The following is a 17,375-nucleotide window of genomic DNA, read 5'->3' as shown; positions in this document are numbered from 1 at the left end:
ATCGGTCGGCCGATCAGGTGCCGTAGACGAACGGCATGACCAGGCCGATGAGGGCGAGCGCCTCACAGAAGGCGAAGCCGAGGATCTGGTTGGCGCGGATCAGGCCGGCCGCCTCGGGCTGGCGGGCCAGGGCCTGGGTGCCGTTGCCGAAGATGATGCCGACGCCGACGCCGGGGCCGATGGCGGCCAGGCCGTAACCGATGGAACCGAGCGAGCCGGAGACGGCGGCAAGGGTCTGGGACATGCCAGTTCTTCCTTCTTCTTTACGGACCGGTGGGGGTTGGCCACCGGACGATCAGGGGGTGGTACGGGCGCTCAGTGGTGCTCGGCGAGGGCGCCCTGGATGTAGGTGCACGTCAGCAGCACGAAGACGTACGCCTGCAGTGCCTGGATGAACAGCTCGAAGGCCGTCATCACGATGGTCATGAGGAAGCTGACGCCGGCGTAGGCGATGCCGATGCCGTTCAGCAGGTACCAGCTGGCGATCGTGAAGAGCAGCAGCAGGGTGTGGCCCGCGAACATGTTCGCGAAGAGCCGGACCGCGTGGGTGAAGGGCCGCACCAGCAGGTTCGAGAAGAACTCGATGGTCATGGCGAGCGGCAGCACCGCGCCCAGCGACTTGTCGTAGCCCGTGACGTTCTTGAAGAAGCCGACGAAGCCGTGCCGCTTGAAGGTCAGCGAGACCCACAGGACGTAGACGATCAGGGCCAGCACCGCCGGGTAGGCGATGATCGCCGTCACCGGGAACTGGGCGACCGGGATGATCGACCAGAGGTTCATCATCCAGATGAAGAAGAACAGCGAGACGATCAGCGGGACGTACTTCTCGCCCTCCTTCTTGCCGATCGTCTCGTACACGACGCCACGCCGGATGAAGTCGTAGCCCGACTCGGCCACCATCTGGAGCTTGCCGGGCACGACCTTCGGCCGGCGGAAGGCGGCCCAGAAGAATCCGACGATGATGATCGAGCCGAGGAGCGCCAGCAGCATCGTCTTGTTGAAGTACAGGTTGCTGTCGGCGTCGCCCCAAAGGGGCTCGAACAGGAACGAGTGCAGGCCCGGAGCGGGGAAGCCACAGCCGTCAAAGATGTGGCAGTCGGTCTCGAAGGCGAGCACCTGCGTCGGGTCAGCACTCACCGCGGGCTCCTTCTGCGTGGCGCATGTGTACGGCAACCTCGTTGTGTCGGCGCGGCGCACGGCCGCGGTTCGGCACCGGACTGGTGTTACGGATGTGGGGGCGGCTGGGGGACATCTCGCCTCGCGATTGAGCAGGCGTCAGCTCGGATGCCCGCGCCCGCGATGCCGCAGTTGGCACCGGACGATAGCAGCATCTCTCATGCGCCTTTATCCCGGCCCTACCTCTCACGACGAGTGCCCGGTCTTCTCCGGCCTGTCACCGCTCACGGGGGCGGCCGAACCGGGTTCGACGTAGAGGATCTTGGACTTCATGTGCGCACGCGTCTGGGCCGCGATCCAGGTGAGGGTGGCCAGGACGAGCGTGAGCGCGAAGGCCCGGGGGTTGAACAGCGTGGTGTTCTTGAACGCCGCGACGAACACGAACAGCAGCAGGATCTGCGCCGCGTAGAGCATCAGTCCCATGGCCTGGAACAGGTGCGGGAGCGATGCGGCGGTGCGCTGCAGGGCGTAGAGGCCCAGTCCCATGAACAGGATCACCACCAGCGTCGCGACGCCCGCCCCGATGGCTCCCTTGCCGCCCGCGACCACCGCGCTGACGACGGCGGCGAGCGCGCCGACGGCAGCCGTGGGCACGGCGGCCTGGGCCAGGGTCCGGACGTCATTGGACGGCATGGCGGCAACTCCGCTTTTCACAGGGGGCGAGGGGTGTCGTCATGGACGAGCGTAGCCCCGGGCTGAGTGGGCGGGACCTCACACCATTGGACTGTGGCACTGGGGCCCGTCGGCCGTGTCCGGGGTTCTCGTGAACCGTATCACAAACTATTTGGTGAGGTCTTTACCTGGTAGGTGTGCTCGCTGTCACACATGAGGGTGACAGTGCGCGTATGTGCAAAATCCCCGCCCAGTTGTCTGGTATTGGGGCTTTTGCTCCCCCACGAGTTGGCAATGCTCTCGTCAGATTCTTACCTTGGGCGTCAGCGGGACGTACCCGCGTTGCGCCCGTCCAGGAGGCGCGAACGAGGGCCGACGGCGCTCGCCCCGTTGACCCCGGCGGTCACCGGAGTGCGCTCTTCTTCCTCAACCGGCGCCGTGCCGGGGCAGGTTGCCACGGCCGCCGGCACCCGCCTGCGCCGGTAGCGCGGCGGCACGAAGTGCTCGGCCCAGCGCGGGGCGCGGGGCGTGAACCGCGGCAGCAGGAGCAGCACCAGGCCGATCGCGCTGAGGAAGACCACACCGAGCACGATCCACATCGACGCGGAGTTCACGGAGTAGGCCAGCGCCCCGAAGGCGATCAGCGCCGACCAGAAGTACATGATCAGCACCGCCCGGCTGTGCGAGTGGCCGATCTCCAGGAGCCGGTGGTGCAGATGCCCGCGGTCGGCGGCGAACGGCGACTGGCCGCGCCAGGTACGGCGCACGATCGCCAGCACCAGGTCGGCGGCCGGCACCGCGATGATCGTCAGCGGCAGCAGCAGCGGGATGTACACGGGCACCGTCTGGTGCACCGCCGCCTTCTCGGAGCCGGTGAACAGGGCCAGCGCGTCCGGGTCGACCTGCCCGGTGACGGAGATCGCACCCGCGGCCAGCACCAGGCCGATCAGCATCGAGCCGGAGTCACCCATGAAGATCCGCGCGGGGTGCATGTTGTGCGGCAGAAAGCCCAGACACATGCCCATCAGAATGGCCGCGAACAGCGTGGCCGGGGCGGCGGCCTCGATGCCGTACGAGTACCAGATCCGGTAGGCGTACAGGAAGAACGCCGCGGCGGCGATGCACACCATGCCCGACGCGAGGCCGTCCAGACCGTCCACGAAGTTCACCGCGTTGATCGTGATGACGACCAGCGCCACCGTCAGCAGCGTGCCCTGCCACGGGGTCAGCGCCACATTGCCGACACCCGGGATGGGCAGCCACAGGATGGTCAGACCCTGCATGACCATCACACCCGCCGCGATCATCTGCCCGCCCAGCTTGATCAGGGCGTCGATCTCGAACTTGTCGTCCAGGACACCGATCAGCCAGATCAGCGCGGCCCCGGACAGCAGCGCCCGCGGCTCGTTGGACTTGGTGAAGACCTCGTTGAGGTTGGTCAGATGGTCGGCCGCCAGCAGGCCCGCGCACAGGCCGAAGAACATGGCGATCCCGCCGAGGCGCGGAGTGGGCTCCCGGTGCACGTCACGCGCCCGGATCTCCGGCATCGCCCCGGCCACGATCGCGAACTTCCGTACCGGCCCTGTCAGCAGGTACGTCACCGCGGCCGTGATGCAGAGCGTCAGCAGGTATTCACGCACAGGCTTCCCCACAGGTCTCGCTGGCCATCACAGCCCCACACCCTAGCGAGGGACGCATATGTATGGGGACTTCCGGGTAGCGACGATGGTTGCACGCGTGGCTGTGCGACAGACGCACGACCCCGCGCCTACCCGCATTCGGCCGGGATACGGCGGAAATCCGCTTCAGCCGGGATACGGCGGAAATCGACCGGCCAGCTCACGCGCCTGCGCACGGGCCCCGACCGGGTCGGCATCACCGCGCAGCACCCCCGCGAGCAGCGCCCCGATCCGGTCCAGCTCCGCCTCCCGCATGCCCTGCGTGGTCAGCGCGGCGGTGCCCAGCCGCAGCCCGCGCGCCTCCCCGTGGGGCAGCGCACAGCAGTCCAGGACCAGCCCGGCGGCGGCGAGCCGGCCCCGCGCCGCCTTGCCGTCGACGCCGAGCGGCGCCGGATCGGCGGTGATCAGATGGGTGTCCGTGCCTCCGGTGGTCACCACCAGCCCCTCGGCGGCCAGCCGGGCCGCCAGCACCCGCGCGTTGGCCACCACCTGCCGGGCGTATGCGGCAAAGGCCGGCCGTGCCGCCTCACCGAAGGCCACGGCCTTCGCGGCGACGGCGTTCATCTGGGCCCCGGCCTGGGTGAACGGGAACACGGCCCGGTCGACGCGCTCGGCCAGTTCGGCCCCGCACAGGATCATCCCGCCACGCGGCCCGCGCAGCACCTTGTGCGTGGTGGCGCACACGATGTCGGCGTACGGCACCGGGCTGGGCGCCACTCCCCCGGCGACCAGCCCGATCGGATGGGCGGCGTCCGCGATGAGGTACGCGCCGACCTCGTCGGCCACCTCACGGAAGAACGCGTAGTCCAGGTGGCGCGGGTAGGCGATCGAACCGCACACGATCGCCTTGGGCCGGTGCGAGCGGGCCAGCGCCCGCACCTGGTCCCGGTCGATGAGCCCGGTCTCCGCGTCCACCCCGTAGCCCACGAAGTCGAACCAGCGGCCGGAGAAGTTGGCCGGCGAACCGTGCGTGAGATGGCCCCCGTAGGACAGCCCGAGGGCGAGGACCGTGTCGCCCGGCCGCAGCAGGGCGGCGTACGCGGCGAGCACGGCGGAGGAGCCGGAGTGCGACTGGACGTTGGCGTGCGCGGCGCCGAACAGCTCCCTGGCCCGATCGACGGCAAGCCGCTCGGCGACATCCGCCAGCTCGCAGCCGCCGTGGTAGCGGGCGCCCGGGTAGCCCTCCGCGTACTTGTTGGCGAGCGGCGAGCCGAGCGCCGCCAGCACGGCCGGGGACGCGTAGTTCTCGGCCGCGCTCAGCTGCAGGGTGGTCGACTGCCGGGCCAGCTCGCCCAGCAGGATCTCGGCCAGCTCGGGGTCCTGCCCGCGCAGCACATCGGCCTCTACGAGGGTGTGGGTGACCGACATGACGGACTCCCGGGCGGTCGACGGTGACGTACGTCCAATGTAGGCCCGGCGCGGAAGGGGTGCGCGGTCGGCTACATCCGTGCGGGGACCCCGGTGAGGGCCGTGACCACCGGGTCCAGGGCCTCGTGTATCTCGTCGCCGACCGACCGGAAGAAGGTCAGGGGCGCGCCGTACGGGTCGTAGACCTCGTCGGCCTCGGCCGTGGGCGCCAGCAGCCAGCCGCGCAGCGCAGCGGCCGCCCGGACCAGCGCGCGGGCCCGCACCACCAGGCCGTCCTCCAGCGGCGGCAGCGTCGTCGTGTCTATCGCCCTCACCAGCCGGGTGAACTCCTTCAGCGTGAAGGTCCGCAGCCCGGCCGAATGGCCCATGGAGATGACCTGGGCCCGGTGGTCACGGGTGGCGGTCAGCACCAGGTCGGCCGTGATCACATGCTCGTCGAGGAGTTCCCGGCCGGTGAAGCCGGAGGCGTCCGCGCCGAACTCGGCCAGCACGGCCTCCGCGTTGGCCTCCATCGGCGCGCCCTCATGACCCCAGGTGCCCGCGCTCTCCACGATCAGCCCGCCACCCAGGATGCCCAGCCGCTCCATCACGAAATGGCGGGTCAGCCGCTCGGTGATGGGCGAGCGGCACACGTTGCCGGTGCTGACATGGAGGATGCGGAAGGTGTCGCGCGGGAATCCGAAGGTCGTCGTCTCCTCCGCGCTGCTGTCCCCGTTTCCTATGCCACGCATGGGGGTCCCCCCTGGTCGAGCGCAGCCGAGACCTTGGGGGATTCAGGGGCCGTCAATTCGCCACCTCAAGGTCGGGTACGACCTTTCGCAGCTCGTCCGGGGTGAGCGCGCCCTCGCGCAGCAGCACCGGCACGTCACCCGTGACGTCCACGATGGACGACGGCACATTGCCGGGGGTCGGGCCGCCGTCGAGGTAGACGGACACGGAGTCCCCGAGCATCTGCTGGGCGGCGTCACAGTCCTCCGGCGCCGGGTGGCCGGTGAGGTTCGCCGACGACACGGCCATCGGGCCGACCTCGGTCAGCAGCTCGATGGCGACCGGGTGCAGCGGCATCCGCACGGCCACCGTGCCCCGGGTGTCGCCGAGGTCCCACTGGAGCGACGGCTGGTGCCGGGCGATCAGCGTGAGGGCGCCCGGCCAGAACGCGTCGACCAGCTCCCAGGCCATCTCGGAGAAGTCCGTGACGAGGCCGTGCAGGGTGTTCGGGGAACCGATGAGGACGGGCGTGGGCATGTTGCGGCCCCGGCCCTTGGCCTCCAGCAGGTCGGCCACGGCCTCCGCGGAGAACGCGTCGGCGCCGATGCCGTAGACGGTGTCGGTCGGCAGCACCACGAGTTCGCCCCGGCGGACGGCGGACGCGGCCTCACGCAGACCCGTCGTACGGTCGGTGGCGTCATTGGTGTCGTATCGCCGTGCCATGTCTAGCGGTCTCCTTCTGTTGTCGCTCGGTTCGCCTCCGGAATGCCCTCGGCCGGCCCGCCCGGCCGGGCCACCGCGCGCGTCGGCGTCACGGCAGGGCCCTGCGGGCGGTCGCGAACCGGGGGCGGTTGTTGAGGTCGGGATGGTCGGCCGCGTCGGCCCAGCCCCGCTCCTCGGTGAAGATCCACGGCACCTGGCCGCCCTGGGTGTCGGCGTGCTCGATGACCACGACGCCGCCGGGCCGCAGCAGCCGGTGCGCGGTGCGCTCCAGGCCTCGGATCAGATCGAGGCCGTCCTCACCGGAGAACAGCGCCAGCTCCGGGTCGTAGTCACGGGCCTCGGGGGCGACGTACTCCCACTCGGTGAGCGGAATGTACGGCGGATTGGAGATGACGAGGTCGACCTGGCCGTCCAGGTCCGGGAAGGCGTCCAGGGCGTTGCCCTGGCGCAGGTCGACCCGGGAGCCCGCCATGTTCTTGCGGGTCCACCGGAGGGCTTCCTCGGACAGCTCGACGGCGTGCACGCGCGAGCGCGGCACCTCCTGGGCGAGGGCCAGCGCGATGGCGCCGGAGCCGGTGCACAGGTCGACGATGAGCGGTTCGACCACGTCCATGGCGCGCACGGCGTCTATGGCCCAGCCGACCACCGACTCGGTCTCCGGCCGCGGCACGAAGACCCCGGGCCCGACCTGAAGCTCCAGATACCGGAAATAGGCGCGTCCGGTGATGTGCTGAAGCGGCTCGCGCTGCTCGCGGCGGGCGACGACCTCCCAGTAGCGGGCGTCGAAGTCGGAGTCCTTCACGGAGTGCAGCTCACCCCGCTTCACACCGTGCACGAACGCGGCGAGTTCCTCCGCGTCGTTGCGGGGCGAGGGCACGCCGGCGTCCGCCAGCCGCTGGGTGGCCTGGGCCACCTCCGCGAGCAGCACGCTGCGGGAGGTCGGGGGTCGCCCCCCAAAAGGTCGCTGCACGCTCGTCCTCCGGTGTTCGCTACGTCGTCCGGTCGTCCTGGGCGCCTCAGGCCGCGGCCAGCTTCGCCGCCGAGTCCGCGTCGACGCAGGCCTGGATCACCGCGTCGAGTTCGCCGTCCAGGACCTGGTCCAAGTTGTACGCCTTGAAGCCGACACGGTGGTCCGAGATGCGGTTCTCCGGGAAGTTGTACGTACGGATCTTCTCGGAGCGGTCGACGGTACGGACCTGGCTGCGCCGGGCGTCGGCGGCTTCCTTCTCCGCCTCCTCCTGTGCCATGGCGAGCAGCCTGGAGCGCAGGATACGCAGAGCCTGCTCCTTGTTCTGCAGCTGGCTCTTCTCGTTCTGGCAGGAGGCGACGACTCCGGTCGGAATGTGCGTGATGCGCACGGCGGAGTCGGTGGTGTTGACGGACTGGCCGCCCGGTCCCGAGGACCGGTAGACGTCGATACGGAGGTCGTTGGGGTTGATCTCCACGTCCACCTCCTCGGCCTCGGGGGTGACCAGGACGCCGGCCGCCGAGGTGTGGATGCGGCCCTGCGACTCGGTGGCGGGCACCCGCTGCACCCGGTGCACCCCGCCCTCGTACTTCAGCCGGGCCCATACGCCCTGCCCCGGCTCGGTCTGCCCACGCGACTTCACCGCGACCTGGACGTCCTTGTAGCCGCCCAGCTCGGACTCGGTGGAGTCGATGATCTCGGTCTTCCAGCCGACGCGCTCGGCATAGCGCAGATACATGCGCAGCAGGTCACCGGCGAACAGGGCCGACTCGTCGCCGCCCGCGCCCGCCTTGATCTCCAGGATGACGTCCTTGTCGTCGCTGGGGTCACGCGGGACCAGCAGCAAGCGCAGCTTCTCGGTCAGTTCCTCGCGCTGCTTCTCCAACTCCTTGACCTCGGCGGCGAACTCCGGGTCGTCCGCGGCCAGTTCACGGGCCGTGTCGATGTCGTCGCCGAACTGCTTCCAGGAGCGGTAGGCGGCGACGATCGGAGTCAGCTCGGCGTAGCGCTTGTTGAGCCTGCGCGCGTTGGCCTGGTCGGCGTGCACCGACGGATCGGCGAGCCGCTTCTCCAGGTCGGCGTGCTCACCGACGAGTTCCTCGACGGCCTCGAACATCTTGGGGCTCCTGTACTGCTCGGAAAAGGGGAAGGCGGGCGACCAAAAACGCCGGTCCCGGGCGTGCCCCGGTGAGGGGCACGGCCGTGGACCGGCGGATGGGGGCTCGCTACTTCTTGGAGCCGGCGGCAGCCTTGCCGAAGCGGGCCTCGAAGCGGGCCACACGGCCACCGGTGTCGAGGATCTTCTGCTTGCCCGTGTAGAACGGGTGGCACTCGGAGCAGACCTCGGCCCGGATGGTGCCGGACTCGATGGTGCTGCGAGTGGTGAACGACGCGCCACAGGTGCAGCTGACCTGCGTTTCGACGTACGCGGGGTGGATGTCGCGCTTCAAGGTGTCTCCTAGGTTTCGGGAGGGCGCCGGGTCGCTGCCGCGGGGTGCGGGGCGTGAACCGGAGCCGACGTCCCAGTCTGCCAGGACTGGGGCCATCCCCCAAAACCGGGTACGCGGCTCTTCTATTCCGGGCGCCCAAGGAGGTGCCGCGGTTTCGCCGCGGGCGGGTGCCGGTTCATTCTGGCTGGCGCGCTCATTGTGGGCCGCGCCCAAGGGGGTGCCGCCTTGGCGCCGCGGGCGGGTGGCGGCCTCCATTGTGGCTGAGCGCGCAGTTCCCCGCGCCCCTGGGGGGCGGGCGTCGTCATTCGCCGGGCGGCCGAGTGGGGGCGCCCGACGGGGTGCCACTGCCTCGCCGCAGGCGGGTGCCGGTTCATTGTGGCTGGCGCGCCCAAGGGGGTGCCGCCTTGGCGCCGCGGGCGGGTGGCGGCCTTCATCGTGGCTGAGCGCGCAGTTCCCCGCGCCCCTGGGGGGCGGGCGTCGTCATTCGCCGGGCGGCCGAGTGGGGGCGGCCGACGGGGTGCCGCGAGTTCGCCGTGGGCGGGTGCCGGTTTGATGTGGCTGGGCGCGCCGTTCCCCGCGCCCCTTGCGGGGCACCGGGGGGGTCAGGGGGTGGTGATGACGTTGTTGGCTTTGCCTGTTGCTGTTTGGTGGGTGGCTGACTTCGGGATCGGGGTGTCGTTCTTCAGGGCGGTCCAGACCAGCTGGGATCTGGTCTTGTCGAGGATGACCCGGTTGGGGTTGGCGGGGTCGTACTGGACCGGCATCGTGACCATGGTCATGTGCGACGCGCTGATGCCCTTGAGCCCGTTCGCGAAGCTGACGAGCGAGTTGACCGAGCCGAGGTCGGAGTCGGTGGTGACGGCCTTGGTGGCGGCGTCCGCGAGACCGTACAGCTTCGTCGGATCGCTGAGGACACCGATCTGCTTGACCTGCTCGACCAGCGCCTTGACGAACGCCTGCTGGAGCTGGATGCGGCCGAGGTCGGAGCCGTCGCCGACGCCGTGCCGAGTGCGGACCAGGCCGAGCGCCTGCTCACCGGTCAGCTGGTGGGTGCCGGCGGTCAGGTCGAGATGGCTCTGCGGGTCGTTGATGTCCTGGCTGGTGGTGACCGTGACCCCGCCCAGTTCGTCGATGAGCTTCTGGAAGCCGCTGAAGTCGACCTCCAGGTAGTGGTCCATGCGCAGGCCGGTGAGGGATTCGACGGTCTTGACCGCGCAGGCGGCCCCGCCGGTGGAGTAGGCGGAGTTGAACATCACGCCGTTCGCGGCCGGGTGGCTGCCGCCGTCGGTGTCGGTGCACTCGGGCCGGTCGACCAGCGTGTCGCGGGGCACGGAGACCACACTGGCCCTCTTGTGGCCCTCGTAGATGTGCACGATCATCGCCGTGTCGGAGCGGGCGCTGCCGTCGTCGGCACCGCCGCCGAGCTTCTCGTTGGAGCCGGAACGCGAGTCCGAGCCGAGGACCAGGATGTTCTCGGAGCCGTTGTCGGCCTTCGTCGGCCGGTCGGTGCCCAGGGCCTGGTTGATGTCGACGCTCTTGATGTTGCCGTTGAGCTTGAAGTACACGTACCCGGCGCCCGTGCCGCCCAGCACCACGATGCCCGCGGCCGTCCAGGCCGTGATCAGCAGGGCCTTGCTGTGCTTGCGCGTCCTGCGATGGCGGGACCGCTTGGTGCCGGACTCGGGTATGCCGGGCCCCGGCGTGCTCTCGGCGGACATGTGCTCCTCGGTCCTGTTCGGGTGCTTCGGTTACCCCCTGCTTCCGGGGACGGTCACGATGCCTGTCGCACCATCGTCGCTCCGCCTGGTCAGACGGCGAAACCGGGGACAGGGTTGCATGACGCGCTGTGCCCGCCCTGTGCAAGGGCGGGCACAGCGGGTGGCGGTGCGGGCCGGACGGGCCCGGCGCTCACCTGGGCTTTCAGCCCCAGATGTCGTACTGCTGGTAACCGGTGCCGAGCGAGACCCTTGTGGTGAAGATCTCGCTGGTGCCCTTGCCGCTGCCCTTGTACAGGTACAGCGTGCCGCTCTTGGTGCGGGCCAGGAAGTCGGCCTTGCCGTCGCCGGTGAAGTCGCCGACGGCGTCGAAGGCGTTGAAGCCGGTCCAGGCGCTGCGGACCTTGACCCGGGCGGAGAACGCCCCGCTGCCGGCCTTGCCGGTGCCCTTGTACAGGTACAGGTCCCCGGTGCTGCTCTTGCGGGCGAGCAGGTCGGCCTTGCCGTCGCCGTTGAAGTCGCCGTGGCCGCGGACCATGTTGTACTGGTTCCAGCCCGTGCCGACCTTCACACGCGAGCCGAAGGTGCCGTTGCCCTTGCCCGGGTAGATCCACAGGGTCCCGCCGGAGTCGACGGACAGCACGTCGGGCAGGTAGTCGCCGGTGACGTCACCGGGCGTGATGATCCGGGTACGGGTCTTCCAGCCGGTGAAGATCTTCGTCTGCGCCCAGGAGCCGCTGGCGATCACGTAGTGCGTCCAGTAGACGTCGCCGGTGCCGCTGTCGCGGACCACCAGGTCCTGGATGCCGTCGCGGTTGAGGTCGGTCTGCAGGACGACGTTGACGCCGTTCCAGTTGCCCCAGGAGATGCGGGCGGCGAACGAGGACCCCTTGGAGTCCTTCTCGTAGCCGGTCTTGGTGGCGGCGGCGCGCATCCAGACGTCGGCCTTGTTGTCGGTGTGGCTGAGGTTCGCGTCGTCGACCTGCGCGTAGGCGGCGCCGACGTAGGTGCTGACCTTGCTGAAGACGCTGTAGGCGCCCTTGGCGACGCAGTCCGTCACGCCCCAGGAGACGACGCCCACGATACGGCCGCCGACCACGAGCGGGCCTCCGGAGTCGCCGTTGCAGGCGGTGGTGGTGCCGGTGTCGCTGCCGGTGGCGGGCTTGCCCGCGCACACCATGTGGCCCTTGACGAAGTCGGTGCCGTAGGCGCGGGCGCAGGTGGTGTCCGACTGGACGGGCAGCGTGGCCGTCTTCAGCGTCGGCGAGATGTCGTCGGAGGTGGAGCTGGTGCGGCCCCAGCCGTACACCTTGGCGCTGGTGCCCGACGCGTACGAGGCGGTGTCGCCGGACGTCGTCATCCGGATCGGCGTGGCCTTGACCGGGGCGCCCAGGGTGAGCACCGCGATGTCGTTGTTGAGCGTGCTCGCGCTGTACGACGCGTGGTTCCACTGGCGCAGTACGCCGGTGACGGTTCCGCCGTGCAGGTCCGTGCCGCCGGAGGCGTCGCTGGTCGGCAGCTGGGCGGTGCCGGTGACGATGGCGCCGTTGGCCTTCCAGTTGTAGCCCTTGACGCAGTGCGCGGCGGTCAGGATCTTCGTCGGCGAGACGACCGCGCCGCCGCAGAAGAAGCCGATGTCGTCGCTCTCGGCGGCGGTGCCCCGGTCGTCGTAGTACCAGAGCTGGGCCATCCACGGGGCCGAGGTGATGGTGGTCTGGCTGCCGCCGATGATCTTCGGGTCGATGCCGGTGGCGCGGGTGTCCGCGCTCAGCGACGCCTTCTTGACCGGCCGGCCCGCGGTGTCGTCGCCGGCGAGGGCGCCCGCGACGCGCTGCTCCAGCGTGGCGAGCGAGGGTGTGGCGAGGGCCGGCTCGACGGTCGGGGTCGGCAGGGCGGTGGCCGCGCCCGCGGAGGTGGTCAGCAGCGTGGCGGCGAGGGCGGCGGTGACGCCGACGGCGGCGACGGGCAGCCCGATGCGTATCCGGCGTCTGTGACGTCCACCGGACATGGTGGTAAGCAAGGAAGTCCCCCCAGCTGAACAAGCGTTGGAAGGGGTGCAAGACAGCACACCCGTTCCTATCAGCGCCAAAAGGCCGGCCCCCGTCACTCAATGACGGGGACCGACCCAAAGCACCCCCAAGGGGCGCGGGGAACTGCGCGACAAGCCACAGCCCACCCGCAGTCGCCCGAACCACAGACGACCAACGGCGCCGCGGCCCCGGCCAAACCAAGCGGAGCGGCTAGTCGCCGTTTCCGGGCGTAGGCGTGGTCTTCTGGATCTGCATCAGGAACTCGACGTTCGACTTGGTCTGCTTCATCTTGTCGAGCAGCAACTCGATCGCCTGCTGCTGGTCGAGCGCGTGCAGCACCCGCCGCAGCTTCCAGACGATGGACAGCTCCTCGTTGCCGAGCAGGATCTCTTCCTTACGCGTACCGGACGCGTCGACGTCCACCGCCGGGAAGATCCGCTTGTCGGCGAGCTTCCGGTCGAGCTTCAGCTCCATGTTGCCGGTGCCCTTGAACTCCTCGAAGATCACCTCGTCCATGCGGGACCCGGTGTCCACCAGGGCGGTGGCGAGGATGGTCAGCGAGCCGCCGTCCTCGATGTTGCGGGCCGCACCGAAGAACCGCTTCGGCGGGTACAGGGCGGTCGAGTCGACACCACCGGACAGGATGCGGCCGGAGGCCGGCGCGGCCAGGTTGTAGGCGCGGCCAAGACGGGTGATCGAGTCGAGCAGCACGACGACGTCGTGGCCCAGTTCCACCAGCCGCTTGGCCCGCTCGATGGCCAGCTCGGCGACCGTGGTGTGGTCCTCGGCCGGGCGGTCGAAGGTCGAGGAGATGACCTCGCCCTTGACCGACCGCTGCATGTCGGTGACCTCTTCCGGACGCTCGTCGACGAGGACGACCATCAGGTGGCACTCGGGGTTGTTGTGGGTGATCGCGTTGGCGATCGCCTGCATGATCATGGTCTTGCCGGTCTTCGGCGGGGCCACGATCAGACCGCGCTGGCCCTTGCCGATGGGCGAGACGAGGTCGATGATCCGGGTGGTGAGGACGCCGGGGTCGGTCTCCAGGCGGAGCCTGTCCTGCGGGTACAGCGGGGTCAGCTTGTTGAACTCCGGTCGGCCGCGCCCGTGTTCGGGGGCCATGCCGTTGACGGAGTCCAGGCGGACCAGCGCGTTGAACTTCTCGCGCCGCTCGCCTTCCTTGGGCTGGCGGACCGCGCCGGTGATGTGGTCGCCCTTGCGCAGGCCGTTCTTGCGGACCTGGGCGAGGGAGACGTACACGTCGTTCGGACCCGGAAGGTAACCGGACGTACGGATGAAGGCGTAGTTGTCGAGGATGTCCAGGATGCCCGCGACGGGGATCAGGACGTCGTCCTCGGCGAGCTGCGGCTCGGCGATCTCGTCACGGCCACGGCGTCCACGCCGGTCACGGTAGCGTCCGCGCCGGCCCCGGCGCCCGCCCTCGAAGTCGTCGTCGTCCTGCTGCTGCTGCCGGTCCTGGCGACCGCCCTGCTGGTTCTGCTGCCGGCCGCCCTGGCCCTGGCCCTGCTGCTCGTCGCCCTTGCCCCGGCGGTCACGGTCACGGTCCCGCCCGCGCTCGCGGCGGTCGCGACGGCCACGGCCCTCGCCGTCGCCGCCGTCGCCCTTGGCCTCGCCCTGCGCGGAGCCGCCGGCCTGCTCGGCCGATGTCGCGGGCTTGGCGGCCGGCGTCTCGGCCCTGGTCTCGGTCTTCGCCTCGGCGACGACGGTCTCGGGGCTGCCCGCATCCGCGGTGGCGCGGCGCCGCCGGCGCTCGGCGGGGGCGCCGTCATCGGCGCCCGCCTGCTCGGCGGGGGCCGAGACCTTGGGAGAGGGCTGGCCGGGGATCTCGATCTGCTGCTGGGCCACGGCCTTGTCGGCGGGGGCCTCGGCCTTGGCCTCGGTCTTCTTGCCCGCCTCCTCGCCCGTACGGGTCCGGGAGGTGGCCCGGCGCTTCGGCTTGGTCTCGGTGGCGTCCGCCTTGGCCGCGGGGGCACTTGCCCCGGCGGGGCTGCCCCCGGCCTGCGCCTCCTTGATGACCTCGATCAGCTGGCTCTTGCGCATGCGCGCCGTGCCCCTGATGCCGAGGCCGGATGCGACCTGCTGCAGCTCGGCCAGCACCATGCCCTCAAGGCCGGTACCGCGGCGCCGCCGGGAGCCGGCACCGCTGGCAGGCGCGGAGGCGTCCGTGGCGGGCGCGGCAGCGGTCTCCTCGACACGTGCGCCCATCAGATCGGTGGTGTCGCTCACGAAGGGTCCTTCCCTGGAGCGGACGTCGGCCTGTCTGGCTCGGCGACCGGTTGTGCTGTCCGGCTTCGGCCCTTGCTGTGTGGACCGTGCCGGGGCGGTGGTCCGCCAAAGCGGCGGAAGAGATTTCTGGTGATGGCGCTTCCTTGAGCCGTGGCACCCAGTGTCACGTGGCGTGGTCGCACCGATTCCGGAGCGTGCCCGGCAATCCGCTCAATGCCCTAGTGCGGCGTACTGCCCAGGTACGACGTACAGGACACGAAGTGGCTTGGGAGGCTCCCGGAAGAATGTCTGTCCCGGACGGGGACACGAAGCACCTCGCCATGGTGGGGTCGGGTGCAGACTTGAGGTTAACACTACCGGATCCAACAAACATTCCCCCTCTCCAAATCCGGCAACCGGGTGTCAGGTCGCAAGCGGCAGCACGCTCGCTCCCTGGAGGTCAAGGCCCAGCCGGTTGGCGGCCCAGCCGACGCCCGCCAGGGCCTGCACCTTGTCGGCGGTGCCGGCGTCGGCCAGCGCCATGACGGTGGGTCCGGCGCCGGAGATCACCGCGGGGATCCCGTCGGCGCGCAGCCGCTCCACCAGCGCGGCGCTCTCCGGCATCGCCGGTGCGCGGTACTCCTGGTGGAGGCGGTCCTCGGTGGCGGGCAGCAGCAGCTCGGGGCGCCTGGTCAGGGCCTCGACGAGCAGTGCGGCGCGGCCCGCGTTGGCGGCGGCGTCGACGTGCGGCACGGTGCGCGGCAGCAGGCCGCGCGCGGTCTCGGTGAGAACCGGCTTCCCGGGCACGAAAACCACCGGAACGATGGAATTGTCGGGCTCCATCCTGATGGCCCGGGCGGCGCCCTCCTCGGTCCAGGACAGGGTGAAGCCGCCGAGCAGACACGCCGCCACATTGTCGGGGTGGCCCTCGATCTCGGTGGCCAGTTCCAGCAGCGCGGGGTCGTCGAGCCGGGCCTCGCCGCCTATGGTCACCGCCCGCGCGGCGACGATGCCCGCGCAGATGGCGGCGGAGGAGGAGCCGAGGCCCCGGCCGTGCGGAATGCGGTTGGCGCAGACGATCTCCAGGCCCCGGGGCTGTCCGCCCAGCAGGTCGAAGGCGGTGCGCAGGGAGCGTACGAGGAGGTGGTTCTCGTCACGGGCGAGCGTCTCGCTGCCCTCGCCCGCGATGTCGATGTGCAGTCCGGAGTCGGCGACCCGGACGACCACGTCGTCGTAGAGCCCCAGCGCGAGGCCGAGGGCGTCGAAGCCCGGGCCGAGGTTGGCGCTGGTGGCGGGAACGCGCACCCGGACGGCGGCGGCGCGGAACGCTGGACCGGCCATCGCTCGATGACTCTCCTTGAGCTGCGTGCTTGTCGAATGACATTCGATGCGTACGTACGTGACCTCGGGCCGCGGAGACGACGCGGCACCGCTGTATGCGCGGCATATGCGGCAGGCGGATTCTGTACAGCCTATCGAAGGAAGGTTCTGCGGCGACATAGGGCGCACGGGAGGCGCACGATGCGTGTCGCAAGCCCCCCGTGCACCCCTCCTAGGGAGTCCCCGGGTCAGGTCCTAGGGAGTCCCCGGGTCAGGACGCCGGCAAGGCGACCCGGCCGACCCGGCCGAAGGGGGTGCCGGTTCGGCCGCCGAGGCCGTCAGGCCAGCCCCAGCCGCTGGGCCGCGGAGGCCGCGTCGACCGGGACGGTGACCGGCTGCGGGGCGCCCGCGACGGCCCAGTCGGGGTCCTTGAGGCCGTTTCCGGTGACCGTGCAGACGATGCGCTGACCGGGGTCGACCCGGCCCTGCTCGGCGGCCTTCAGCAGGCCGGCCACCGACGCGGCGGACGCCGGCTCCACGAAGACGCCTTCCTGCGCCGCCAACAGCCGGTAGGCGCGCAGGATTTCACGGTCCGTCACCTCGTCGATGAGGCCGCCCGACTCGTCCCGGGCGCGCAGCGCGTACTGCCAGGAGGCGGGGTTGCCGATGCGGATGGCGGTGGCGATGGTCGAGGGGTCCTTGACGATCTCGCCGCGCACGATCGGGGCGCTGCCCGACGCCTGGAAGCCCCACATCCGCGGGGTCCCGGCCGCCACCCCGTCGGCGGCGTACTCCCGGTAACCCTTCCAGTACGCGGTGATGTTGCCCGCGTTGCCGACCGGCAGCACATGGATGTCCGGGGCATCGCCCAGCATGTCCACGATTTCGAAGGCGGCCGTCTTCTGCCCCTCGATACGCACCGGGTTGACCGAATTGACCAGCGCCACCGGGTAGTTGTCGCTCAGGTTACGGGCGAGCGTGAGGCAGTCGTCGAAGTTGCCGTCGACCTGGAGGATCTTCGCGCCGTGCACCAGCGCCTGGCCCATCTTGCCGAGCGCGATCTTGCCCTGCGGGACCAGCACGGCCGAGACCATCCCGGCCCGCACCGCGTACGCGGCGGCGGAGGCGGAGGTGTTGCCGGTGGAGGCACAGATGACCGCCTGGGCCCCCTCCTCCTTGGCCTTGCTGATGGCCATGGTCATGCCGCGGTCCTTGAAGGACCCCGTCGGGTTCGCACCCTCCACCTTCAGGTGGACCTCGCAGCCCGTGCGCTCGGAGAGCACCTGCGCGGGCACGAGGGGCGTGCCGCCCTCACGGAGCGTCACGACCGGCGTGCTGTCGGATACCGGCAGCCGGTCCCGGTACTCCTCGATGATTCCGCGCCACTGGTGGGTCATTGC

The 17,375-nt window shown here is 70.3% G+C and carries 15 protein-coding genes; all 15 read right to left on the bottom strand.

Features of this window, described 5'->3' with window-relative positions:
* Positions 1 to 13: 13 nt before the first annotated feature.
* The 15 genes from atpE to thrC all read right to left on the bottom strand — a co-directional run bounded on the left by atpE (position 14) and on the right by thrC (position 17,372).
* A complete protein-coding gene (gene atpE, locus ACIRFL_RS10025) occupies positions 14 to 244 on the bottom strand; it encodes an ATP synthase F0 subunit C (RefSeq protein WP_028804225.1) in 231 nt (76 codons plus the stop codon).
* 71 nt (positions 245 to 315) lie between these two features.
* A complete protein-coding gene (gene atpB, locus ACIRFL_RS10020) occupies positions 316 to 1,137 on the bottom strand; it encodes a F0F1 ATP synthase subunit A (protein ID WP_404026019.1) in 822 nt (273 codons plus the stop codon).
* Between the two features lie 225 nt (positions 1,138 to 1,362).
* Positions 1,363 to 1,809 carry a hypothetical protein gene (locus tag ACIRFL_RS10015; protein ID WP_404026017.1) on the bottom strand — a complete coding sequence of 149 codons (447 nt, stop codon included), beginning with the start codon at positions 1,807 to 1,809 and terminating at the stop codon, positions 1,363 to 1,365.
* 302 nt (positions 1,810 to 2,111) lie between these two features.
* A complete protein-coding gene (locus tag ACIRFL_RS10010; protein ID WP_404026014.1) occupies positions 2,112 to 3,428 on the bottom strand; it encodes an MraY family glycosyltransferase in 1,317 nt (438 codons plus the stop codon).
* Positions 3,429 to 3,593: 165 nt separating this feature from the next.
* A complete protein-coding gene (gene glyA / locus ACIRFL_RS10005) occupies positions 3,594 to 4,835 on the bottom strand; it encodes a serine hydroxymethyltransferase (RefSeq protein ID WP_404026012.1) in 1,242 nt (413 codons plus the stop codon).
* 71 nt (positions 4,836 to 4,906) lie between these two features.
* Positions 4,907 to 5,566, bottom strand: a complete 660-nt coding sequence (locus ACIRFL_RS10000; RefSeq protein WP_404026010.1) for a protein-tyrosine-phosphatase — start codon at positions 5,564 to 5,566, stop codon at positions 4,907 to 4,909.
* 52 nt (positions 5,567 to 5,618) lie between these two features.
* Positions 5,619 to 6,266, bottom strand: a complete 648-nt coding sequence (locus tag ACIRFL_RS09995; protein ID WP_404026008.1) for an L-threonylcarbamoyladenylate synthase — start codon at positions 6,264 to 6,266, stop codon at positions 5,619 to 5,621.
* An 88-nt stretch (positions 6,267 to 6,354) separates the two neighbouring features.
* Complete coding sequence (prmC, locus tag ACIRFL_RS09990; protein WP_404026005.1) at positions 6,355 to 7,194, bottom strand: peptide chain release factor N(5)-glutamine methyltransferase; 840 nt, start codon at positions 7,192 to 7,194, stop codon at positions 6,355 to 6,357.
* 88 nt (positions 7,195 to 7,282) lie between these two features.
* A complete protein-coding gene (gene prfA, locus ACIRFL_RS09985) occupies positions 7,283 to 8,350 on the bottom strand; it encodes a peptide chain release factor 1 (protein WP_404026004.1) in 1,068 nt (355 codons plus the stop codon).
* A 109-nt stretch (positions 8,351 to 8,459) separates the two neighbouring features.
* Positions 8,460 to 8,684 carry a 50S ribosomal protein L31 gene (rpmE, locus tag ACIRFL_RS09980; protein WP_014675000.1) on the bottom strand — a complete coding sequence of 75 codons (225 nt, stop codon included), beginning with the start codon at positions 8,682 to 8,684 and terminating at the stop codon, positions 8,460 to 8,462.
* A 602-nt stretch (positions 8,685 to 9,286) separates the two neighbouring features.
* Positions 9,287 to 10,402: an LCP family protein gene (locus ACIRFL_RS09975; protein WP_404026001.1), complete on the bottom strand. Its 1,116-nt coding sequence runs from the start codon at positions 10,400 to 10,402 to the stop codon at positions 9,287 to 9,289.
* Positions 10,403 to 10,604: 202 nt separating this feature from the next.
* A complete protein-coding gene (locus ACIRFL_RS09970) occupies positions 10,605 to 12,407 on the bottom strand; it encodes a trypsin-like serine protease (protein ID WP_404025998.1) in 1,803 nt (600 codons plus the stop codon).
* 232 nt (positions 12,408 to 12,639) lie between these two features.
* Positions 12,640 to 14,676, bottom strand: a complete 2,037-nt coding sequence (rho, locus tag ACIRFL_RS09965; RefSeq protein WP_404025995.1) for a transcription termination factor Rho — start codon at positions 14,674 to 14,676, stop codon at positions 12,640 to 12,642.
* Positions 14,677 to 15,078: 402 nt separating this feature from the next.
* Positions 15,079 to 15,996 carry a homoserine kinase gene (gene thrB / locus ACIRFL_RS09960; protein ID WP_404025993.1) on the bottom strand — a complete coding sequence of 306 codons (918 nt, stop codon included), beginning with the start codon at positions 15,994 to 15,996 and terminating at the stop codon, positions 15,079 to 15,081.
* 317 nt (positions 15,997 to 16,313) lie between these two features.
* Complete coding sequence (gene thrC, locus ACIRFL_RS09955; protein WP_404025991.1) at positions 16,314 to 17,372, bottom strand: threonine synthase; 1,059 nt, start codon at positions 17,370 to 17,372, stop codon at positions 16,314 to 16,316.
* Positions 17,373 to 17,375: the final 3 nt, after the last annotated feature.

Origin of the sequence: Streptomyces sp. NPDC102462, assembly GCF_044765425.1 — a bacterium.
GTDB lineage: Bacteria > Actinomycetota > Actinomycetes > Streptomycetales > Streptomycetaceae > Streptomyces.
Note: the sequence above shows the minus strand (reverse complement) of the source record. Positions and strands in the feature narration are given on the sequence as shown.